At 63.2% G+C, this 21,258-nt stretch carries 18 protein-coding genes; 12 read left to right on the forward strand and 6 right to left on the reverse strand.

Annotated elements, in window-relative coordinates:
* Nucleotides 1-16: 16 nt before the first annotated feature.
* Nucleotides 17-1,222: a serine hydrolase domain-containing protein gene (locus B2V90_RS13700; RefSeq protein WP_228220440.1), complete on the reverse strand. Its 1,206-nt coding sequence runs from the start codon at nucleotides 1,220-1,222 to the stop codon at nucleotides 17-19.
* Nucleotides 1,223-1,355: 133 nt separating this feature from the next.
* Here B2V90_RS13700 and B2V90_RS13705 point away from each other — a divergent pair, with 133 nt between their 5' ends.
* The 4 genes from B2V90_RS13705 to B2V90_RS13720 all read left to right on the forward strand — a co-directional run bounded on the left by B2V90_RS13705 (nucleotide 1,356) and on the right by B2V90_RS13720 (nucleotide 8,618).
* On the forward strand, nucleotides 1,356-1,868 hold the full coding sequence (locus B2V90_RS13705; RefSeq protein WP_037542137.1) for an RNA polymerase sigma factor: 513 nt from the start codon (nucleotides 1,356-1,358) through the stop codon (nucleotides 1,866-1,868).
* A 55-nt stretch (nucleotides 1,869-1,923) separates the two neighbouring features.
* Nucleotides 1,924-2,868 carry a FecR family protein gene (locus B2V90_RS13710; protein WP_228220441.1) on the forward strand — a complete coding sequence of 315 codons (945 nt, stop codon included), beginning with the start codon at nucleotides 1,924-1,926 and terminating at the stop codon, nucleotides 2,866-2,868.
* Entirely contained in the window at nucleotides 2,852-5,287 is a 2,436-nt protein-coding gene (locus B2V90_RS13715; protein ID WP_228220442.1) for a TonB-dependent receptor domain-containing protein, read from the forward strand. Before B2V90_RS13710 ends, B2V90_RS13715 begins: the two co-directional genes overlap by 17 nt.
* 115 nt (nucleotides 5,288-5,402) lie before the next feature.
* Nucleotides 5,403-8,618, forward strand: coding sequence for an autotransporter outer membrane beta-barrel domain-containing protein (locus B2V90_RS13720; RefSeq protein WP_228220443.1), 3,216 nt, complete (start codon nucleotides 5,403-5,405; stop codon nucleotides 8,616-8,618).
* 214 nt (nucleotides 8,619-8,832) lie between these two features.
* Here the strand turns inward: B2V90_RS13720 and gatB are convergent, their stop codons facing one another.
* From gatB to gatC, 3 genes are all read right to left on the reverse strand, one after another.
* On the reverse strand, nucleotides 8,833-10,338 hold the full coding sequence (gatB, locus tag B2V90_RS13725) for an Asp-tRNA(Asn)/Glu-tRNA(Gln) amidotransferase subunit GatB (protein ID WP_228220444.1): 1,506 nt from the start codon (nucleotides 10,336-10,338) through the stop codon (nucleotides 8,833-8,835).
* Between the two features lie 96 nt (nucleotides 10,339-10,434).
* The gene (gatA, locus tag B2V90_RS13730) at nucleotides 10,435-11,934 is read right to left on the reverse strand and encodes an Asp-tRNA(Asn)/Glu-tRNA(Gln) amidotransferase subunit GatA (protein WP_228220445.1); all 1,500 of its coding nucleotides are present in this window, start codon (nucleotides 11,932-11,934) and stop codon (nucleotides 10,435-10,437) included.
* A gap of 99 nt (nucleotides 11,935-12,033) precedes the next feature.
* Nucleotides 12,034-12,321: an Asp-tRNA(Asn)/Glu-tRNA(Gln) amidotransferase subunit GatC gene (gene gatC, locus B2V90_RS13735; RefSeq protein WP_228220446.1), complete on the reverse strand. Its 288-nt coding sequence runs from the start codon at nucleotides 12,319-12,321 to the stop codon at nucleotides 12,034-12,036.
* A 128-nt stretch (nucleotides 12,322-12,449) separates the two neighbouring features.
* On the opposite strand from gatC, the gene B2V90_RS13740 reads away from it, so the two are divergent.
* On the forward strand, nucleotides 12,450-13,568 hold the full coding sequence (locus B2V90_RS13740; RefSeq protein ID WP_228220447.1) for a DUF3089 domain-containing protein: 1,119 nt from the start codon (nucleotides 12,450-12,452) through the stop codon (nucleotides 13,566-13,568).
* Nucleotides 13,569-13,606: 38 nt separating this feature from the next.
* On the forward strand, nucleotides 13,607-14,074 hold the full coding sequence (gene ruvX, locus B2V90_RS13745) for a Holliday junction resolvase RuvX (RefSeq protein WP_198005942.1): 468 nt from the start codon (nucleotides 13,607-13,609) through the stop codon (nucleotides 14,072-14,074).
* 26 nt (nucleotides 14,075-14,100) lie between these two features.
* On the opposite strand, the gene B2V90_RS13750 is transcribed toward ruvX, so the two are convergent.
* Nucleotides 14,101-14,484, reverse strand: coding sequence for a MerR family transcriptional regulator (locus B2V90_RS13750; protein ID WP_228220448.1), 384 nt, complete (start codon nucleotides 14,482-14,484; stop codon nucleotides 14,101-14,103).
* A 71-nt stretch (nucleotides 14,485-14,555) separates the two neighbouring features.
* Here B2V90_RS13750 and B2V90_RS13755 point away from each other — a divergent pair, with 71 nt between their 5' ends.
* On the forward strand, nucleotides 14,556-15,308 hold the full coding sequence (locus tag B2V90_RS13755; RefSeq protein ID WP_228220449.1) for a glutaredoxin family protein: 753 nt from the start codon (nucleotides 14,556-14,558) through the stop codon (nucleotides 15,306-15,308).
* Between the two features lie 36 nt (nucleotides 15,309-15,344).
* Here the strand turns inward: B2V90_RS13755 and serB are convergent, their stop codons facing one another.
* Nucleotides 15,345-16,223, reverse strand: coding sequence for a phosphoserine phosphatase SerB (gene serB / locus B2V90_RS13760; RefSeq protein WP_228220450.1), 879 nt, complete (start codon nucleotides 16,221-16,223; stop codon nucleotides 15,345-15,347).
* Here serB and miaA point away from each other — a divergent pair.
* From miaA to ilvC, 5 genes are all read left to right on the forward strand, one after another.
* Nucleotides 16,222-17,172 carry a tRNA (adenosine(37)-N6)-dimethylallyltransferase MiaA gene (gene miaA, locus B2V90_RS13765; RefSeq protein WP_228220451.1) on the forward strand — a complete coding sequence of 317 codons (951 nt, stop codon included), beginning with the start codon at nucleotides 16,222-16,224 and terminating at the stop codon, nucleotides 17,170-17,172. The genes serB and miaA overlap by 2 nt on opposite strands.
* A gap of 100 nt (nucleotides 17,173-17,272) precedes the next feature.
* Nucleotides 17,273-19,024, forward strand: coding sequence for an acetolactate synthase 3 large subunit (locus tag B2V90_RS13770; RefSeq protein WP_228220452.1), 1,752 nt, complete (start codon nucleotides 17,273-17,275; stop codon nucleotides 19,022-19,024).
* Between the two features lie 10 nt (nucleotides 19,025-19,034).
* A complete protein-coding gene (locus B2V90_RS13775; RefSeq protein ID WP_228220453.1) occupies nucleotides 19,035-19,403 on the forward strand; it encodes a hypothetical protein in 369 nt (122 codons plus the stop codon).
* Nucleotides 19,403-19,918: an acetolactate synthase small subunit gene (gene ilvN, locus B2V90_RS13780; RefSeq protein WP_009821240.1), complete on the forward strand. Its 516-nt coding sequence runs from the start codon at nucleotides 19,403-19,405 to the stop codon at nucleotides 19,916-19,918. Before B2V90_RS13775 ends, ilvN begins: the two co-directional genes overlap by 1 nt.
* Nucleotides 19,919-20,120: 202 nt before the next feature.
* A complete protein-coding gene (gene ilvC / locus B2V90_RS13785; protein ID WP_062734658.1) occupies nucleotides 20,121-21,140 on the forward strand; it encodes a ketol-acid reductoisomerase in 1,020 nt (339 codons plus the stop codon).
* The last annotated feature ends 118 nt before the right edge of the window (nucleotides 21,141-21,258 follow it).

The raw sequence follows: 21,258 nt of genomic DNA on the forward strand, positions 1-21,258 counted from the left end.
GCGGCCTTTTGATCCCTCAGCCGCGTCGCGATCGGACAATCGCCTCAGACACGGCCGCGCGCATTTGCGCCCGCACAGGATAGGCGCTGGATGGCAGAAGCTGGGTCATGAATATCCCGATCAGCCGTTCCACCGGGTCGATCCAGAAATAGGTCGAAAACACACCACCCCAATAATATTCGCCCCTCTCCAACCCCATGGCGAAGCTCAGGCCGAAACCCACATCCTGATAATCCGCCTCGCTGAACATCGCGCTCGACATGCCCGCCAGATCGCTGCCGCCGGGCAACTGGTTGGTCCGCATCGCCGCGACCGTCTCCTCCGACAGCAGACGCGTGCCATCGAGTTCGCCACCGCGCAGCAACATCCGGGCGAACCGATGATAGTCGGCGACGCTCGACACCAGCCCGCCGCCGCCCGAAAAGAAACATCCGGCGCGCCGCCAACCGCTGCGCGCACCCAGGTCGGCGGGAACGCGCGCCCCGCTTTCCTCCAGCCGCCAGGCGTCCGTCATGCGCGCCGTCTTGCTGTCGGGCAGCACAAAGCCGGTGTCTTCCATGCCCAGCGGCGTGAAGATGGCGCGCTCGAAATGGCTTTGCAGGTCCGTTCCCGTCAATCGCTCGATCACGACGCCCAGCACGTCCGTAGACACCGAATAATTCCACCGCTCTCCTGGAGAAAATTCCAGCGGCAAGGTCGCGAGATCGGCAATGAACTGGTCGGAGGTACGCTTTTGCTGAAATTCGTCCAAGCCCATCTCCCGATAGCGCGCGTCTATCGCGGTCTGCCGCTGCAAACCATAGGTCAGGCCTGACGTATGGCGCAGAAGATCAATCATCCGCATTGACCGCGCTGGCCGGCTTTCGCCTGCGCTGCCAACGCGCAGGTCGGCAAATTCGGGGATGACGTGCGTGACAGGCGTGTCCAGTGCCACCAGTCCCTGCTCCACCAGCATCATGAAGGCGACCGACGTGACCGGCTTCGTCATTGATGCGATGCGATAGAGGGCATCGGGGTGCAGCGGGGTCCCGTCCACCCGCGCCGCACCGCGCGTCACCGATAGCAAAGGCACCTCATCGCGCGACAGGAAAAACTGCATGTGGGGCAGCTTGCCGCTCTGGATATAGTGGTGGTCGAGAAACGTCACGAGCGCATCCAGTCGGTCCGCATCCATGCCCGCCGCTATCGCTGCCGCCCTGTCCAACCCGTCAAGCATCCGCATCCCTCATCGCCTGGCCTTAGCCTGCCGCGCTAAAGCACGCTCGCGGCAACGTAAACAGCTTGCCGATTGCCAACACCCCGCAACCCCCTCTATGGCATCCGGCCTGATCGCACGCATTGGACCAAGTACAGGCATGGCCACCGGCCTTTCCGCGATATTTATGACGCACCGCGCCGCGCTGCTGCGCTTCTTGCGCGCGCGTGGCGCGGGCGACGACGCTGAAGACCTGTTGCAGGATATGTGGATGAAGCTGGAGGCCAAGGACCTCGGCCCGGTGGCCGATCCACTGCCCTATCTTTACCGCATGGCCAACAATCTGATGCTCGACCGATATCGATCATCGACACGCCGCGAGCGGCGCGAGCAGGATTGGGCCGGGGGCGCGGGCGGCGTCATGGCTGACCCCACCGATGACGTCCCCGTAGACGACCGGTTGATCCTGACCCAGCAACTGGACGAAGCGCGCAGCGTGCTGCGTGCACTGGGGCCTAGGGTCGAGTTGGTCTTCCGCCGCTTCCGGATCGAAGGAGTCGGGCAGAAAGTCATTGCCGATGAGCTGGGGGTCAGCCTCACCACTGTGGAGAAGGACCTGCAAAAGGCCTATCGCGCAATGATCGCGCTCAAGCAGAAAATGGATACGGAATGAGCGGGTCGGCGGCGTCTGGCCTAGCAAGGGGCATAATAGGAACAGGGCTAAAGCCATGGTGAACGAGGAGGCGCTCGCGTGGGTGATCCGCACGCGCGATCCTGGATTTGACGACTGGGAGGCCTTCACCATCTGGCTGGAGGGCGATCCTGCGCGCGCGCTGGCCTATGACGCGCTGATGGCGCAGGACGCGGATTTGGACGCCATCATTCCGGCAGACCCGGTAACGATGCCCTTGGCCGCCAATGATGCTGCACCGCCGCGCCGTGTGGCATGGCGCTGGGCGGCAGGCGGGGCGGTCGCCGCTGCCCTGGTCGCAACCGTGTCGATCGGCACGATAAATCGCGCTGACATTTACAGCGTCACCACGCGCCCCGGCGAAACCCGCCGCATTGCGCTCGACGACGGCACGATGATCGACCTCAACGGCGACACGCGGCTGCGCCTCGATCGAAACGATATGCGCTTTGCCGCGCTGGACCGCGGCGAGGCCGCCTTTACCGTCCGGCACGACGCCAGTGATCCCTTCCGCGTGAACGTCGGCGATGCCGTGTTCGAAGATGCAGGGACGGTGTTCAACATTGTTCATACGGCGAAGGCGACCCGGATCGGCGTGTCCGAAGGCAAGGTAATCTATAATCCGGAGGCGGAGGCGATCGCACTACCGGCTGGCCGGGCGCTTGCCGACGATGCACAAGGATTGCGCGTCATGAACGTCGCGCCCGCCGCGGTCGCCAGTTGGCGCGAAGGACGGCTGGTCTACAGCAACGCCGCGATCGACGACATCAGCCAGGACATCAGCCGATCGCTCGGCATTCCCGTGACGGCAACTGCCTCTGCCGGAGCGATGCGCTTTACAGGAACGATCCGGCTGGACAGGAATCCGGCACGCTTCTTTTCGGGCGCCGCGCCATTGATGGGGCTTTCGGCCGTTTCCAGGGACGGCGTTTGGGTTTTGAAGCCGGCATCGTCCAGGGAAGGGAATGCGCCGCAGGACTGACCTTCTTTTCGTCACCGCCGCCATTTTGGCGACTACCGCGCCCGCACATGCGGCGGACAGACACAGGATCAGCATCGCCCCCGGTCGGCTGGGCGAGGCCGCGATCGCGCTTGGCCGTCAGACCGGCGTCAGCATCGGCATGTCGGATCAGTCCTTGGCAGGACTGCCGACCAAGGGCCTGAATGGGAAGATGTCGCTCGACGGGGCACTCAAACGACTGCTGGACGGAACGGGGGTCAAGGCACGCCGCATTGCGGCGAACACATGGCGTCTGGAGCGCGGGAGGTCCCAATCACCCAACCGTCCGCGCGCATCGTCCTCCATCGCCGCCAAAGCTGCAACCCAGGCCGATCCGGTCGAGATCATCGTCACCGCGTCCAAGCGCGACACGCCCCTCCCCCGCTATGCAGGGATGGTCGAAGCTCTCGACAACAGTGTTTTCACCAGCGCGGAAGCCGCCAATGGCAGCGCAACGCTGCTCGCGCGGATCGCAAGCCTCAGCTCCACACACGCCGGCAATGGCCGCAACAAGCTATTCATCCGGGCCATCGCTGATTCAGGCGTTGCCGGCCCCACCCAGGCGACAACGGGCCAATATCTGGGTGATATGCGATTAAACTATGCAGCTCCCGACCCCGACCTCAAACTCTATGATGTCGGCCGGGTAGAGGTGCTGGAGGGCCCGCAAGGCACATTATACGGTGCCGGGTCTTTGGGCGGGGTCATCCGCATCATGCCCAACGCGCCCAATCTGGGCGACTATGGCGGCCAGATGTCTGCCGGCGTATCGGTTACCCAGCATGGCGATCCGGGGGGCGATCTTTCCGCGGCACTCAACATGCCGATCATTGCAGAAAAATTGGCGTTGCGGCTGGTGGGCTATGGCGTTCAGGAAGGCGGCTATATCGACGACGTCACTCGCGACATGGATGACGTCAACCGGGTGCGAACCTGGGGCGGCCGTGCGGCGCTGCGCTTCGCGCCGGATGAGAACTGGACCATCGACCTCAATGGCGTCTACCAGCATATTGCGGGCGACGATGCACAATATGCCGACCGATCTGTGGGTCGCCTAGACCGCGCGTCGGCCGTCACCCAGCCCTATTCCTCCGATTACGTGCTCGGCAACCTGCGGATCGAACGCCAGTGGGACAGTTTGCGCTTTGTCTCTTCGACCGGCTTTGTCCGGCATGAACTGACAGAAAGCTACGACGCCACCCAACCCGAAGGCGCGCCGGCCCTGTTCCGCCAGAACAACAAGGTCGATATTTTCTCGACCGAGAACCGGCTGGTGCGTGATCTCGACAATGGATTGGGCTGGATTTTGGGTGCGTCCTATCTGCAAAGCACGTCTGACATCCAACGATCGCTGACCTCCTTCGGTACGGCCACGGTCCTCCCGGAAATCATCCCCAACGTGCCGGTATTCGGACGCGGCGTGCCTGCGCCGGCGACGGGGGTACGCAACAAGGTGAAAGAGGCGACCCTTTTCGGGGAAGCCTCGTTCGAGCCCGTTCAGGGCCTGATCGCCACCATCGGCGGGCGGCTGACCAATAGCCGCCTTTCAGGCGCGGCTCTGGACCCGATTGCCGCCCTGTCGTCGGCGGACCTCGCCCGCGCCGAAGCACAGGCGGATCGAAACGAGACAATTTTTCTGCCTTCCGCCTCCCTGCTGACCGACGCCATTCCTGACATTACCCTTTACGCCAGGTTTCAGCGGGGTTTTCGACCGGGTGGCCTTGCTGTCGATGACCAGAGGGTGCGTCGATACCAGAATGACCGCGTTTCCACCTTCGAGCTCGGGTTTCGCAAGGGCGCGCCGGGCCGCGACCCGTTCGCGCTCAGCGCCAACGTGGCCTATACCGACTGGCGCGATATCCAGGCCGACGTCACCGACCGGATCGGATTGCCGACGACCGCAAATATCGGGGACGGTCGGATTTATACGATAGAAGGCAGGATCGTGCTGCGACCACTGCCTGCGCTGACCCTTGACGGCAGTTTCATCTACAATGACAGCAAACTCAGCCGGCCCGCGCAGTTTCTACGCGCCTTGTCCTTTGACGGCGAATCCCTTTCCCTGCCCAATGTTGCCAATCTGGGGGGGCGTCTGGCGGCCGATTATCGGATAACCTTGGCCGGCGACACGGACCTTCATGTCAATGGCGCTGCGCGTTATGTCGGAAAATCCAGACTGGGCGTCGGACCGATATTGGGGCAGACGCAGGGCGATTATATCGACACCAGCCTGACCGCCAGTCTCCGGCGTGGACCCCTGCAATATTCGCTATCGCTCACCAACCTGCTCGACAGCGATGGCAATCGCTTTTCGCTCGGCACGCCGTTCGATTTGCGGTCAGACTATTACACGCCGCTGCGGCCCCGCACCGTGCGTTTAGGGATCGATTTCGCCTTTTGACGATCGCCTGAATATCCATTCGTCGCAGCGCCGGACGGGAAGCACGGCCCGGCGACGTCCCATGCGCACGCGCGCCTTTCAAAATAATTGCAGCGCGGCACGCAGAGGAGACATCATGCGACATCTTTTGGCCTGCACGGCCATCGCCCCGGTTCTGGCGGCACTAGCCGGCACGGACGCGGCGGCAGAAACCCAGATTACGTCCGCAACCACCGCGCCTGCCCGGACATCGACCGTGGCTAGCGGATCGGCCGACGACATCACCATCACATCCGCCGGGTCGATTACGCTGACCAGCGGGACCGCGGTGACGGTGGACAGCAATAATGACGTTTCGAACGCGGGAACGATCACGATCAACGACGCGGATAACGTCACCGGTATCCTGGTCGCGCCCGGCACGACCGGCGATATCACCAATAGCGGCACAATCACGCTGACGGAGGACTATACCGCCAAGGACGATGATGACGACGGGGACACAGATGGCCCCTTTGCAAAAGGCAGCAACAAAAAGGGCATCTGGGTACAATCCGGCGCGGGCCATAGCGGCGATATCTCCCATAGCGGCACCATCTCCATTGAAGGGAATAATTCGGCCGGCATCCGCCTGGATGGCGCATTGACAGGCGACTTGGCGACCAGCGGCTCGATCACGGTTGTCGGTGACAATAGCTACGGCGTTGTGGCCAACGACGTGGCCGGCGACGTCACCTTGCGCGGCGCCATCAGCGCGACGGGCGAAAACAGCATCGGCGCGGCCTTGCTGGGCGATGTGGATGGCGCTGTGAAGATTCAGGGATCGATCGTCAGCAACGGCTATCGCTACACCACCCGGCCCGCGGATACGGAAGATCTGGACGAGGACGACCTGCTTCAGGGCGGGTCGGCTGTCGTGATCGCCGGCAATGTCAGCGGTGGCGTTATCTTCGACGTGCCGCCAGTCGCAGGTGATGATGATGACGAAGATGACACCGACATCGACGATGACGGCCTGGCCGATAGCACCGAAGGGTCGGCGTCGATCGTGACCTACGGATCATCCGCCGCCGTGCAGGTCGGCGCGGCTGATACGGACACGATGATCGGAGCTGTAGCTGCGGGCGGATCGGGCTACGGATTGATCGTCAACGGAACCATCGCCGGCTATGGCATCTATGACGGCGTCGACGCCAATGGCCTCGTCATCGGCGGGCTGGGAGGCAATGTCGACATTGCGAAGGGCGTTTTGGTCAATGGCAGCATCGGCGCGGTTTCCTATGACAGCAACGCCACCGCCATACGCCTAGGTTCCGGCGCGCGCTCCGATACGATACAGATCGGTGGGGTCGTCGGCGCCAGCGGATCTTCGAAGGAAGGCACGGCTGCTCGCGGTCTTGTCATCGATTCCGGCGCAACCGTCAGCAATCTTGTGGTCGGTGGGACGGTAGCGGCGGCTGCGCTCGACGATGAAAAGGGAACGGCTATCGCAATCCTGGATTCCTCGGGCACGGTGTCCAGCCTCAAGAATACTGGTGCGATTACCGCCAGCGGCGGCGCGACCAACATCGCAATCGACATGAGCGCCAATAGCAGTGGCGTCACATTGTCCCAGTCGCTTGCCAGCGAAACTGCCAAAGCGCCTCAAATCACCGGGGACATTCGCCTCGGCTCCGGTAACGATAACGTCACGGTCTCGGCTGGCACCATCACTGGCGACCTGGCACTAGGTGGCGGAAACGACAGTCTTTCCCTCTCCGGGGCGTCCAGGCTGACCGGCGACACCAGCTTCGGCACAGGTTCAGCCAGCCTTACCCTGTCTGACACCGCCGCTATTGTCGGCGCAATCGATTTCGGCGGAGGCAGCGGCACGCTGACGATGGGAGGCACATCCAGCCTGTCCGGTGCGATCAACAATGCCGGCGGCATCGACGTGGTATTGAACGGCGGCACGCTGAACGCCACCAATGGCGGGACGATCGCGCTGAATTCGCTCGCTGCCAATGGCACATCGACCATCGGTGTTACCATTGATGCGGACAAGGGCACCAGCACGCTCTACGACGTATCAGGGGCCGCCAGCTTCGCCAGCGGATCACAGGTCAAGGTCAATCTGGCGCAGGTCGGCGGGTCGGAGGGCGACTATGTCATCGTCCGGGCAGGATCGCTGAACGGCGCTCCGGCATTCGATACCGAAACCCTGCTGCCCTATATTTTCAAGGGCAGTGTGACTGGCGATAATTCTGCCGGCACCGTCACCCTGTCGATCGCGGCCAAAAGCGTGTCGGAACTGGGGCTGAGCGGCTCAACCGCCCGCGCCTATGACGCCATCTTCAACGCGCTCGATAATGACAGCGACATTGCCGACGCCTATCTCGGCATATCGGACGGCAGTACGCTGAACGCCAATTTGCGCCAGATGCTACCCGATCATGCCGGCGGCACGTTTGAAGCCGTCACGTCGGGATCGCGTGCGACCGCCCGCATTCTCTCCGATCCAAACGGCATCTACCGCACGAAGGACGGGCGGCTGGGCTTCTGGCTGCAACAGGTCGCCTTCGGCAGCGCAAAGAGCGTTGGCAGCACGGCATCCTATGACATCAATGGCTGGGGCGCTGGCGGCGGCGTCGAATATCTGACGGGTCTGGGCGCCTTCGGGGGATCCTTCGCCTATATTCACGGCAGCGATTCCAGCGGCAGTTCGAACAATGCCGTGGACTCCGATCAATATGAGCTGGCGGCGCACTGGCGGGGTCAATGGGGCCCGTTGCTGGCCTTTGCCCGCCTGTCAGCTGCGAAGATCAATTTTTCGGGCACCCGCCATTTCGAAAATGGTGACGTGACGCGCACCGCTGACGGTGAATGGGATGGCGACCTCTACTCGGCGACTGCCGGCCTGTCCTACCAGTTACAGTTCAACCGGTTCAGCCTGCGTCCGGCGGTAGGGATCGACTATTATCGCCTCAAGGAAGATGGCTATGCCGAAACCGGCGGCGGCGATGCCTTCAACTTGACAGTGCTTGATCGCACGAGCGACGAGACCACCGCCAATGGCACGGTCACGGCCGGTTATGATTTCGGCAGCCTGAACCCTGCCGACGGCTGGGTCAGGCTGGAGCTGGAAGGCGGCCGGCGTCAGATTATTGGCGGATCCCTCGGCGATACCACGGCCTATTTCAAGGATGGCGACCAGTTCACGCTGGTGGCGGAAGATCGCACCAATGGCTGGACCGGCCGCGCGCGCCTCTATGGCGGCACGGACACGTTTCGCGTCGGTGGGGAATTTGGCGCGGAGGAACAACAAAATCATGTCGCCATCTCATTTCGCGCGACGGTTAATTTCGTCCTGTGACGTCTGACCTTTGAAGCGGCGGGCCACACCCCACAGACCCTCCCGGTCCGCCGCTTCCGCTTCGGCAGCAAACCCTCCCCAAGGGCGCCGAACATAAAGAGGGGCGTCGCCGGTCCCCCCGGCGGCGCCCCTTCTTTTTTTGGCCATCCCTACGAACAAAAAAGGGGCGTTCGTCCGAACGCCCCTCTGCCGTCATTTTTCACGAGCGCGCGGGCTAGCCAGCCAGTCCCTTCTTCACCAATTCGTTGACGACCTGGGGATTAGCCTTGCCCTGCATCGCTTTCATCGTCTGGCCGACGAAGAAGCCGAACAATGCTTCCTTGCCACCCTTATACTGGGCGACCTTGTCCGCATTGTCGGCCAGCACCTTGGCAACCGCGGCCTCGATCGCACCCGTGTCGGACGTCTGCTTGAGGCCCTTTTCCTCGACGATCGCCGGCGCGCGCGCGCCCGTTTCCAGCATGATCTCGAACACCTGCTTGGCGATGGTGCCGCTGATCGTGCCATCCGCCACCAGCGCCAGCAGTTCCGCGCCTTCCTCCGGCCCAACCGGGCTTTCGTCCAGCGATTTGCCCAGGCGATTGAGCGCACCATAAAGTTCCGACAAAAGCCAGTTGGCCGAAGCCTTAGCGACCTCGCCCTCGCTCTTCTTCTGGATGCGCGCGCCTTGCGCCAGCAGCGCCTCGAACCAGCGCGCCGTGTCTGCGTCCGCCGTCAGCGTGGTGGCGTTATAGGCGGACAAGCCCAGATCGTTCACATAACGCGCGCGCTTGGCATCGGGCAGTTCGGGCAGCGACTGGCGGCATTCCTCCAGGAAAGCATCGTCCAGTTCCAGCGGCAACAGGTCGGGATCGGGGAAGTAGCGATAGTCATGCGCATCTTCCTTCGACCGCATCGACCGTGTTTCGTTGCGATCCGGATCGTAGAGGCGCGTTTCCTGCACCACCTTGCCGCCGGCCTCCAGCACGTCGACCTGACGGCTCGCCTCATGCTCGACCACCGCCATAACGAACCGCACGGAGTTCACATTCTTCGTTTCCGTGCGCGTGCCAAAGGGTTCGCCGGGCTTGCGCACCGACACGTTTACGTCGGCGCGCATCGATCCCTGGTCCATATTGCCGTCGCACGACCCGACATAGCGCAGGATCGTCCGCAGCTTGGACAGATAGGCCCCGGCTTCGGCGGGCGAACGCATATCCGGCTTCGACACGATTTCCATCAGCGCTACGCCAGACCGGTTGAGGTCGACATAGGAGCTGGTCGGATGCTGATCGTGCATCAGTTTGCCGGCATCCTGCTCGACATGGATGCGTTCGACGCCGATCCGCTTGGTGCTGGTTTCGGGGTTCTTTTCGTCCAGCACGATGTCGATCACGCCCTCGCCCACGATGGGGTGATAGAGCTGGCTGATCTGATAGCCCTGCGGCAAATCAGCATAGAAATAATTTTTCCGGTCGAAGCGCGACCATTTATTGATCTGCGCCTCGATCGCCATACCGGTGCGCACCGCCTGCCGGATGCATTCGCGGTTGGGGACAGGCAGCATGCCGGGCATCGCCGCATCGACAAGGGACACCTGCGTATTGGGCTCCGCGCCGAACGCCGTCGCCGCGCCCGAAAACAGCTTGGCGTTCGACGTCACCTGCGCATGGACCTCCAGGCCGATCACGACCTCCCATTCGCCGGTTGCGCCCTGGATGCGATAGGTTGATTCAGTCATCTTTTCACACCGTCATCCCAGCGAAGGCTGGGATCTTTCTCGTATGTCGTGCCACGCCGCCTGAGATGCCAGCTTTCGCTGGCATGACGACCCTGATTACCACCACTTGTCCGGCTGCGCGTTGAAGCCGGCCCGCTCCTCGATCGCGAGGCTGGCATTTAGCACGGTCTGTTCGTCCAGCGCCTTGCCGATGATCTGCAACCCGATCGGCAGCCCCGCCGAATCCAACCCACCCGGCACCGCCATCGCTGGCAGGCCTGCCAGCGAGGCCGGCACGGTGAAGACGTCATTCAGATACATGGCCAGTGGATCGGCCTGCTTCTCACCCAGCGCGAAGGAGGAACTGGGCGCGGTCGGGGTCAGCAGCAGGTCGCATTTCTCGAAAGCCAGTTCGAAATCGCGGGCGATCAGCGCCCGGACCTTCTGCGCCTGCGTGTAGTAGGCGTCGTAGAAGCCCGCGGACAGCACATAGGTGCCGATCATGATGCGGCGCTTGACCTCCGGTCCGAAACCGGCGGCGCGGGTCGCGGCATACATGTCCTGCAAGCCCGCCCCATCGGGCAGGTCGCGCTGGCCATAGCGCACGCCGTCATAGCGGGCGAGATTGGACGACGCTTCGGCAGGCGCGATGATATAATAGGTCGGCAGCGCATATTTGGTATGCGGCAGCGACACTTCGACCACTTGCGCGCCTGCATCCTTCAGCCACTCGATGCCGCGATCCCACAGGGCGGAAATTTCCGCGTTCAGGCCGTCGGGGCGATATTCCTTCGGGATGCCGACGGTCTTGCCTTTCAGGTCGCTCGACAGATTGGCTTCCCACTGCGGCACGGGCAGGTCGAGCGACGTCGAATCCTTGGGATCGAAGCCCGACATCACCTCCAGCAAAATCGCATTGTCACGCACCGTCCGCGCCATCGGCCCAGCTTGATCCAGCGATGACGCGAACGCCACGATGCCCCAGCGCGAGCAGCGACCATAGGTCGGCTTGATACCCGAAATACCGGTGAAGGCCGCCGGCTGCCGGATCGAACCGCCCGTGTCGGTGCCGGTTGCCGCCGGGCAAAGCCGCGCCGCGATCGCCGACGATGAACCGCCCGAAGAGCCACCGGGAGCCAGCGCCGCATTGTCGCCCCTGCCCCCATCTGTTTTGGCCCGCCGCCAGGGCGAGATGACATTGCCATAATAGCTCGTCTCGTTGGACGATCCCATGGCGAACTGGTCGAGGTTCAGCTTGCCCAGCATCCCCGCACCCGCCGCCCACAATTTACCTGACACTGTCGACTCGTAGGTCGGCACAAAGCCTTCCAGCATGTGGCTCGCCGCCGTGGTCTGGACGCCCTGCGTGCAGAAGAGGTCCTTCATGCCGATGGGCACGCCGGCCAACGCGCCCAGGGAGTCGCCCGCGGCCTTCGCCTTGTCGGCAGCATCGGCCGCCTCCAGCGCCTTTTCAGGCGTCTCGACGATGAATGCGTTCAACGCCTTGGCCGCGGTGACGTTGGCGTTGAACGCCTCCGCGACTTCGCGCGCCGAAAAATCGCCGGCGCGGAAGCCGTCGCGAATGTCGGCTACGGTAAGATCAGTCAGATCAGTCAAAACTCTAACCCCGTTCGGGCTGAGCCTGTCGAAGCCCAGTCCTTCTTGAAGAGAAGTGCAGCCCTTCGACCAGTTCATGGCGAATGGCGATAGAGAAGGTCACTCAATCACCTTGGGCACCGCGAAGAAGCCATGTTCGGCCTGCGGAGCATTGGCCAGCACCTTGTCGCGCGCATTTCCGTCGGTGACGACGTCGTCGCGCAGGCGCTGGTGATTGGGGATGACGGCCGTCATCGGCTCGACGCCGGTCACGTCCACCTCACCCAGCTGCTCCACCCAGCCAAGAATGTTGTTGAGTTCAGGCACCATCGCCTCCGCTTCGGTATCGGTCACCGAAATGCGCGACAGGCTGGCGATCTTTTTCACGGTCTGAAGGTCTATCGACATGGTCCGCCGCTACCATCGGCACCGCCCGCCATCAAGCGGCTTTCGCGCCTCTTGCGCGGGTGCCGCCATTGCGCCAGACATGAGGCGGCATGGGAACGGCACGTTCCCAGAGGGCGGAGAGAAAAAGGGTGGCGCGTAAATTCCTCTATGTCGTCGCGGCGTTGGTCGTGCTGGCGATCGGCGCGAGCGCGGTCTATGCGCTCTGGGGAAATGCGCTGATCCGCGCCGTCATGGTGCCGCGCGAACCGTTCGAGCCGCTCAAGCCGCTGCCCGCCGATGCCTATGCCAACGCGACGATGTGGATCGCGCGCCCGGACATCGTGAAGGACAATCCGGCGCTCTGGACGCCTGCAGGCACCCCCGCCGTGAAAGACATGGGCCAGGCGGCAGTCTTTTTCATCCATCCTACCAGCTACATCACCACCTTCGGCAGCGCGCACTGGAACGCTGCGCTGGACAATGCGGAGGCCAACGCCACCGCCCGCCGCTTCGTCGCCAGCCAGGCCAGCGCCTTCAACGGCGCGGGCGAAATCTGGGCGCCGCGCTATCGCCAGGCCAATTATGGCGCCTTCCTGACCCAGGGGCCGGAAGGCGACAAGGCGCTGGCGGCGGCCTATGGTGACGTGCGCCAGGCCTTCGCGGCTTTCCTCAAAGCCAATCCCCAAGGTCCGCTGATCCTCGCCGCGCATAGCCAGGGCTCACGTCACTTGCTGGAATTGCTGCGGAATGAAATCGCCGGCACACCGACCGCAGACCGGATCGTCGCTGCCTATGTGGTGGGCTGGCCGGTTTCCGTAGAGGCGGACCTGCCCGCTCTCGGCCTGCCCGCCTGCGCCCGCCGCGACCAGGCGCATTGCATCGTCAGTTGGCAAAGCTATGCCGAACCGGCTGATCCGTCCGCCGTGGTCGAAAGTTTCGAGCGCAAGGACGGCTACACCGGCCGCCCGCGCAAGGGCACGCACATGCTCTGCACCAACCCCATTACCGGCGCCTTCAACGGACAAGCTCCGGCCAGCGCCAACAAGGGAACGCTCGACGCGCGCGAGGAAGGACAGCCGCCCAAGTTGATACCCGGCATCGTGCCGGCTCGCTGCGACACCAGCGGCGTGCTCATGATCGGCGAACCTGTGGACATGGGGCCATTCACCCTGCCGGGGAATAATTACCATGTCTATGACTACAGCCTGTTCTGGGGCAATGTGCGGGAGGACGCCCGGAAAAGGCTGTCCGCCTTTCGGGAAGAGTGACATTCGCCGCGATCGGTGACACAGGCATCACCATGACCTTGGTGACGATTGATCGCGTGGCTTTCCGGCAGGCGCTGCCCCATGGCGGTCGGCTGATCGGGATGGATGTAGGGACCAAGACCATCGGCCTTGCACTCTGCGACGCGGCATGGACGATTGCCAGCCCGGCCTACACCGTTACCCGCGGCAAATTCGGCAAGGACAAGATCGGCCTTGCCGCCTTCATCGACCAGCAGCAGGTGAAGGGTGTCGTCATCGGCCTGCCGCTCAACCTCGATGGCAGCTTTTCCCCGCGCGCACAGGCCAGCCGCGCCTTCGCGCACAATATCGCCGATCTTGGGTTGCCTATCCTGCTTTGGGACGAACGCTGGTCAACACAGGCTGTCACCCGCACCCTGCTGGAAGCCGACGCCAGCCGCGCACGGCGCGACGAATTGGTGGATAAACTTGCCGCCAGCTACATCCTTCAGGGCGCGATCGACGGGCTGGTCGCGGGACTGGAATAGCCGCCTTACGGGCCGCTCCCATTCCCTCATGCTTCGAACGCCGTGAGGATCGGGCACGGCCCGTCGTTTGTTTCGCGGCACTGCCTGGCAAGCCGCTCGAGCGCGGACCGCGCTTGCTGCAACGCCGTGATCCTGGCGTCCAGCGCAGCGATCCGCTCGGCAGCCAATTCGCGCGCGCGCGCCCGATCCTGCCCGGCGTCCAGTTCCAGCAATTCCGCTATTTCATCGAGCGTGAAACCAGCCGCCTGCGCGGACCGGATGAAGCCTAGTCGCCGCATATCCTCCGCGCCATAGCGCCGCACGCCCTCGCCGCGCGGCGGCGTCGCGATCAGCCCGCGCCGCTGATAGTAACGCACTGTTTCGACATTGACGCCGGCCGATCGTGCAAGCCCGGAAATCGTTTCACTCATGCCTTGACTCCGTACCATGGTACGGACCCTATATGGGGAGCATCCATCCCCTCTCAATGCAAGGATGCGCCATGGCCCAGACCCAGCCCAAAACCGCGAGCCTTCATCGCATGGTGATGCCCGGCCACATCTGCCCCTATGGCATCAAATCCCGCTGGTTGCTGAAACGTCATGGCTATCAGGTCGAGGATCATTGGCTCCAAACCCGCGAACAAACCGATGCCTTCAAGGCGAAGCACGGCGTCAAGACCACGCCCCAGACATTCATCGACGGCCAGCGGATCGGCGGCCATGACGACCTGCGGCGCTACCTGAGCCTCAAAGTGCGTGATCCCAATGCCTCAAGCTATGTGCCCGTGCTCGCCACTTTTGCGATAGCGGGACTGCTGACGCTGGCGGTCAATTGGCTGACCGTCCTGCCCCTGCTGTCCTCGGTGACGGCCGAACGGTTCATCGCCATCGCCATGGTCCTGCTCGCCATGCTGAAACTTCAGGATGTGGACCGGTTCGCCACCATGTTCCTGAACTATGACCTGCTGGCACGCCGCCTGCCGCCCTATGGGCTGCTCTATCCGTTTCTTGAACTGGGCGCGGGGCTGCTGATGCTCACGCGCCTGCTGGACTGGCTGGCCATTCCGGTCGCGCTCTTCATCGGCGGGGTCGGCGCGCTATCGATTTTCAAGGCTGTCTACATCGACAAGCGGGAACTCAAATGCGCCTGTGTCGGGGGCAACAGCCCTGTACCGCTGGGCTTTGTATCCCTGACTGAAAATCTGATGATGATTGCGATGGCGGTGTGGATGCTGTCCGGCTTGGGCCAATGACCGGCCCTCATCGCCATTCCCCAAAGGCTGAGCCGCTTACGCGACCACCCAATGCTCCGACGCGATGCCTTGCGCATAGAGCAGCACCGACAGATCCCCATGGACGATTTCGGCCGCAGCGGCCTCCCGCGTCTTGGGCTTGGCATGATAGGCCACGCCCAATCCAGCGCCTTGTATCATCGGGATATCATTGGCGCCATCGCCCACCGCCAGAGTCAGCGCCCGCTCGACGCCCTGCGCAATGGCAGCATCCAGTTCCGCCCGCTTGCGCGCCGCATCGACGATTGGCGTCTCAACCGTGCCCAGCAATGCCCCGTCGGCGATTTCCAGCACATTGGCGACATGCGCATCGAACCCGATCTCAGCCGCGATCGGGCCGGTAAAGCGCGTGAAGCCGCCCGACACCAGCAATGTCCGCGCCCCCCGCGCTTTCATCGTGCGCACCAGCGCCTTCGCACCGGGCATGACCCGCACGCGCTCCACACGGCATTGATCGATGGCGCTGTCGGGCAGACCTTTCAGCAACGCCACCCGCTCATGAAGCGCGCCGGCAAAGTCCAGTTCGCCGCGCATCGCCCGCTCGGTAATGTCGGCAATCTGCGGCTTGATCCCCGCATAGTCGGCCAATTCGTCGATACACTCGACCGTGATCATGGTCGAATCCATGTCAGCGATCAGCAAGGCCTTGGCCCGCGTCTCGCTCGCCTGGACGATAAGGTCGATATGGGCGCCCATGCCAGCCAGCGCAGCGCGCGCAGCGGCTGGATCAGCCGCGAAGAACAGGTCGGCCGCCTTGTCCGTGTCCAGCCAGCAGCAATCGCTGGGCGCGCAGCCTGCATCGCGCAGCCGATCGGCAGCTTCGGCAATATCCCCCTGCCCCATCGAGCCACTAGCCACTAAGGTCGCGACGAACATGCTTACTCCCGAACCAGAAACAGGCAGCGGCGAATCCCGCCCACGGGTGGCGCTTATTGCCGGGCCGACCGCCAGCGGCAAGAGCGCGCTCGCCATTCGCCTTGCCCATAGCGCCGATGGCGTGGTCATCAATGCCGACGCCAGCCAGGTCTATGCCGACCTCTCCATCCTGTCCGCCCGCCCATCGCCAGAGGAAATGGCCGATGTGCCTCACCGCCTGTTCGGCCATATCGACGGCGGGGAGGCCTGCTCGGCGGCGCGCTGGGCAGCCGACGCGCGCGCGGAAATCGACGCGGCCCATGATCAGGGCAAACTCCCGATCCTCGTCGGCGGCACCGGCCTCTATCTGCGCACCCTGCTCGACGGGATCGCGCCCGTGCCGGACATTGATCCCGACATTCGCGCTACCGTCCGCGCCCTGCCCGTGGCGCAGGCGCATGAAGCGCTGCGCCAGGAAGACCCGCAGGCAGCAGCCCGTCTGGCGCCGGCAGACACCACGCGCGTCGCCCGTGCGCTTGAAGTGATCCGCTCGACCGGGCGCACGCTCAAGGCATGGCAGGCGCACAAAAGCGGCGGCATCGGCGATCGTATCGCCCTCGCCCCTCTCATTCTCCTGCCACCTCGCCAGTGGCTGATCGACCGGTGTGATCGGCGGTTCGTTCAGATGCTCGATCAGGGTGCCGTGGCGGAAGTGGAGGCGTTGCTCGCGCGCAACCTTGATCCTGCTTTGCCGGTGATGCGCGCGATCGGCGTGCCGGACATCGCAGCATGGCTGAACGGCGACATGGACCGCGGCACCATGATCGAGCGCGGCCAACGCGCCACGCGCCAATATGCCAAACGGCAATATACCTGGTTCGCGCACCAGCCACCGGAGGGCTGGCAACGTGAAGAACGATATTTAGATGACAATATAGTCGATGAACTAGCAACTTTATTACGCAAATAACGCTTGACCGGCCATTTTATGTCCACTAGAGGCAGGCGCCTTGCCATCGCCCGTACCGCGGCGCAAACAGGCGGCTTGCAGCAACAAGAGGAGTTTCATCGTGGCCGAAAAGAGCGGCGCGGACATTTTGGTCGAATGCCTGGTTGATCTGGGCGTCGAAGTCGTGTTCGGCTATCCGGGCGGCGCGGTGCTGCCCATCTATGACGCGCTCTACAATCACCCCACGATCCGCCACGTCCTCGTCCGCCACGAACAAGGCGCGACGCATATGGCGGAGGGCTATGCGCGTTCGACCGGCAAGCCCGGCGTCGTGCTCGTCACCTCCGGCCCCGGCGCCACCAATGCCGTCACCGGCATCACCGATGCGCTGCTCGATTCCATCCCGATGGTCGTCATCACCGGCCAGGTTCCGACGCAACTGATTGGAACCGACGCCTTTCAGGAAGCCGATACGGTCGGCATCACGCGCCATTGCAGCAAGCATAATTATCTGGTGAAGGACCCGGCGAAGCTGGCTGGCGTCGTGCATGAAGCCTTCCACATCGCCACCACTGGCCGCCCCGGCCCAGTGGTCGTTGACATTCCCAAGAATGTGCAGATCGCGACCGCGCCCTATGCACGTCCGGAGCTCAAGGTCCACGCCAGCTATCGTCCGCAGACCAAGGCGGACGCCGCGGCGATCGACGCGGCTGTCGAAATGCTGGCCGCGGCCGAACGCCCGGTCCTCTATACCGGCGGCGGGGTCATCAATTCAGGCCCGCAGGCGAGCGCGCTGCTGCGCGAACTTGCTGCCTTGACCGGCGCGCCGGTCACGTCGACGCTGATGGGCCTGGGCGCATTCCCGGCTTCGTCGGACCAGTGGCTCGGCATGCTTGGCATGCACGGCACCTATGAAGCCAATTGGGCGATGAACCAGGCGGACCTTATCCTGTGCATCGGCGCGCGTTTCGACGATCGGGTGACAGGGCGGCTCGACGCCTTCGCCCCGAACAGCCGCAAGATCCATATCGACATTGACCGCAGTTCCATCAACAAGACGGTTGATGTCGACCTGCCCGTGGTCGCCGACGTCGGCAGCGCGCTCGACGACATGATCGCGCTCTGGAAACAACGCGGGCATCAGCAGCAGGATCTGTCCGACTGGTGGTCCCGCATTGCGCAATGGCGCACCAAACGCAGCCTCTCCTACCCGGAAACCGGGCCGGAAATCATGCCGCAGCGCGCGATCGCCGACCTGTATCAGGCCTGTATGTCGACTGGCAGGGATGTCATCATCACGACCGAGGTTGGCCAGCATCAGATGTGGGCGGCCCAGCATTTCGGGTTCGAAGCCCCCAATAAATGGCTGACCTCCGGTGGCCTTGGTACCATGGGCTACGGCTTTCCGGCCGCGATCGGCGCGCAGATGGGCAATCCGGACAGCATCACCATCTGCATCGCGGGCGACGCCTCTATTCAAATGAATATTCAGGAACTGGGCACCGCGACCCAATATCGCCTGCCGGTCAAGATATTCATCCTCAACAATGAATATATGGGGATGGTCCGCCAGTGGCAGGAACTGACCTATGAAAGCCGCTATTCCAACAGCTATTCCGACAGCCTGCCCGATTTCGTGAAGCTGGGCGAAGCCTATGGCTGGACGGGCATTCGGATCGAAGGTCCGGATGATCTGGAAAGCGGCATTCGCCAGATGCTCGAGACCCCCGGCCCGGTGATCGTCGATTGCCGCGTGGCCAAGCTGTCCAACTGTTTCCCGATGATCCCGTCGGGCGCGGCGCATACCGACATGCTGCTCGATCCCAACCAGATCGCGGGCATCATGTCCGACGAAGCCAAGGCGCTGGTGTAAGGACGGGCATGTGACGCAACATCTAAAGCTCCGCATCCATGTGACGGAGCCCTGGGATTTCGAGCGCCAGGCCGGCACGGCCGAACTGACCGGCTGGACCACCGATCATGCCGATCCCGACAATGAGGAATGGGAAGTGCATCTCGACCATGGCTTCGATTTCAACAAGCGGCATATCGGCACGCTGCTGGTGGGACCTCGCTATGTCGGGGAACGGCTGGAACGGATGTTCGATTCTGTATCGGGCTTCCCCGCACGCCTTGCCCATCGCCAGGACGGCGAATGGCATTTCGCCTTCGTCGCCATGATTTCGCAGCGGCACGACAAGCCCGCCCCCGACGGGCAGGCCGACGACCATCAGGATCACGGAACCATCTGATGCATATCCAGGAAGAACTCAGCCAGCGGCACGTCCTGTCGCTGACCGTTTCGAACGAAGCGGGCATATTGGCGCGCATCGCCGGCCTGTTCACCGCGCGCGGCTATAATATCGACAGTCTGACCGTGGCCGACATCACCGACGATCATGCGATCAGCCGTATCACCATCGTCACCGGCGGGCCGCCCAAGGTGATCGACCAGATCATTGCCCAGCTCGACCGGCTGGTGCCGGTGCACAAGGTGACGGACCTGACCGACGCCGGCCCCTTCGTCGAACGTGAACTGGCGCTGGTCAAGGTCGCCGGCACGGGCGAGGACCGTATAGAGGCGCTGCGCCTGGCTGATGTGTTCCGCGCCAAGGTGGTCGACACGACGATCGAAAGCTTCATCTTCGAACTCACCGGCACGACCGAGAAGGTGGACAATTTCGTGGCGCTCATGCGCCAGATCGGGCTGGTCGAAGTCGGTCGCACCGGCGTCGTCGGCCTCATGCGCGGGAAAGAGGCGAATTAATTTCCCTCTCCCCATCGGGGGGAGAGGGTTGCGAAGACCTGACGGCTTGCCCGCCTGGTCGTAGCTGGAAGAGGGGGCAGCGACGCCACGGTAGCCCGCCCCCTCCTCCTCCACCATCATCTAGGTCCGGCCTCGCCGAACCAAGATTTCATATCCTCTCGCCTGCGGGGCGAGGGCATTTGTTCGAGGGAAGAGACGAGACATGAAGGTTTATTATGATCGTGACGCGGACATCGGCCTGATCAAGGGCAAGAAGGTCGCCATATTGGGCTATGGCAGCCAGGGTCACGCCCATGCGCAGAATCTGCGCGACAGCGGCGTCGCCGAAGTCTGCATTGCGCTCCGCGCCGGCTCGCCCAGCGCCAAGAAGGCGGAAGGCGCGGGCTTCAAGGTGCTGCCCAACGCCGAAGCTGCCGCCTGGGCCGACGTCTTCATGATTCTCGCCCCCGACGAGCATCAGGCCGCCATCTATGCCGCCGATGTCCACGACAATCTGCGTCCCGGCGCGGCGCTCGCCTTTGCCCATGGCCTCAACGTCCATTTCGGCCTGATCGAACCGCGCAAGGACGTCGACGTCATCATGATCGCGCCCAAGGGCCCGGGCCACACCGTGCGCGGCGAATATCAGCGTGGCGGCGGCGTCCCCTGCCTCATCGCCGTCCATCAGGACGCGACCGGCAATGCGCATGACATCGCCCTGTCCTACGCCTCGGGCGTGGGCGGCGGCCGCAGCGGCATCATCGAAACCAATTTCCGCGAGGAATGCGAAACCGACCTGTTCGGCGAACAGGCCGTGCTGTGCGGCGGCACCACCGCGCTGGTGCAGGCCGGCTTCGAAACGCTGGTTGAGGCCGGCTACTCGCCCGAAATGGCCTATTTCGAGTGCTTGCACGAATTGAAGCTGATCGTTGACCTCATGTATGAAGGCGGCATCGCCACCATGCGCTATTCGATCAGCAACACCGCGGAATATGGCGATATCAAAACCGGCCCGCGCATCATCACCGAAGAAACCAAGAAGGAAATGAAGCGCGTTCTCGCCGACATCCAGTCTGGCCGCTTCGTCAAGGACTTCGTGCTCGACAACCGCGCCGGCCAGCCCGAACTCAAAGCCAGCCGCATCGCCGCCCAGCGCCACCCGATCGAGGAAACCGGCGCGAAGCTGCGCGCGATGATGCCCTGGATCGGCGCCAACAAGCTGGTGGACAAGGACAAGAACTGAGGGCCACCTTACTGTCTTAAGGGACGGATCGGCAAGTCAGGCCGGCCCGGAACGGAAACAATCCGTTCGCGGTTACGGCTCTGGAATAATCGGGGGGCGCGGCATATCATTGTCGCGC

This window comes from Sphingobium sp. UBA5915, from assembly GCF_002431195.1.
In the GTDB taxonomy this organism is placed as follows: domain Bacteria; phylum Pseudomonadota; class Alphaproteobacteria; order Sphingomonadales; family Sphingomonadaceae; genus Sphingobium; species Sphingobium soli.

What these genes read in the sequence shown, in the direction of transcription:
- B2V90_RS13700 (WP_228220440.1), bottom strand. Translation starts at nt 1,222, where the DNA reads ATGCGGATGCTTGACGGGTTGGACAGGGCGGCAGCGATAGCGGCGGGC.
- B2V90_RS13705 (WP_037542137.1), top strand. Translation starts at nt 1,356, where the DNA reads ATGGCCACCGGCCTTTCCGCGATATTTATGACGCACCGCGCCGCGCTG.
- B2V90_RS13710 (WP_228220441.1), top strand. Translation starts at nt 1,924, where the DNA reads ATGGTGAACGAGGAGGCGCTCGCGTGGGTGATCCGCACGCGCGATCCT.
- B2V90_RS13715 (WP_228220442.1), top strand. Translation starts at nt 2,852, where the DNA reads ATGCGCCGCAGGACTGACCTTCTTTTCGTCACCGCCGCCATTTTGGCG.
- B2V90_RS13720 (WP_228220443.1), top strand. Translation starts at nt 5,403, where the DNA reads ATGCGACATCTTTTGGCCTGCACGGCCATCGCCCCGGTTCTGGCGGCA.
- gatB (WP_228220444.1), bottom strand. Translation starts at nt 10,338, where the DNA reads ATGACTGAATCAACCTATCGCATCCAGGGCGCAACCGGCGAATGGGAG.
- gatC (WP_228220446.1), bottom strand. Translation starts at nt 12,321, where the DNA reads ATGTCGATAGACCTTCAGACCGTGAAAAAGATCGCCAGCCTGTCGCGC.
- B2V90_RS13750 (WP_228220448.1), bottom strand. Translation starts at nt 14,484, where the DNA reads ATGAGTGAAACGATTTCCGGGCTTGCACGATCGGCCGGCGTCAATGTC.
- B2V90_RS13755 (WP_228220449.1), top strand. Translation starts at nt 14,556, where the DNA reads ATGGCCCAGACCCAGCCCAAAACCGCGAGCCTTCATCGCATGGTGATG.
- miaA (WP_228220451.1), top strand. Translation starts at nt 16,222, where the DNA reads ATGCTTACTCCCGAACCAGAAACAGGCAGCGGCGAATCCCGCCCACGG.
- serB (WP_228220450.1), bottom strand. Translation starts at nt 16,223, where the DNA reads ATGTTCGTCGCGACCTTAGTGGCTAGTGGCTCGATGGGGCAGGGGGAT.
- ilvN (WP_009821240.1), top strand. Translation starts at nt 19,403, where the DNA reads ATGCATATCCAGGAAGAACTCAGCCAGCGGCACGTCCTGTCGCTGACC.
- ilvC (WP_062734658.1), top strand. Translation starts at nt 20,121, where the DNA reads ATGAAGGTTTATTATGATCGTGACGCGGACATCGGCCTGATCAAGGGC.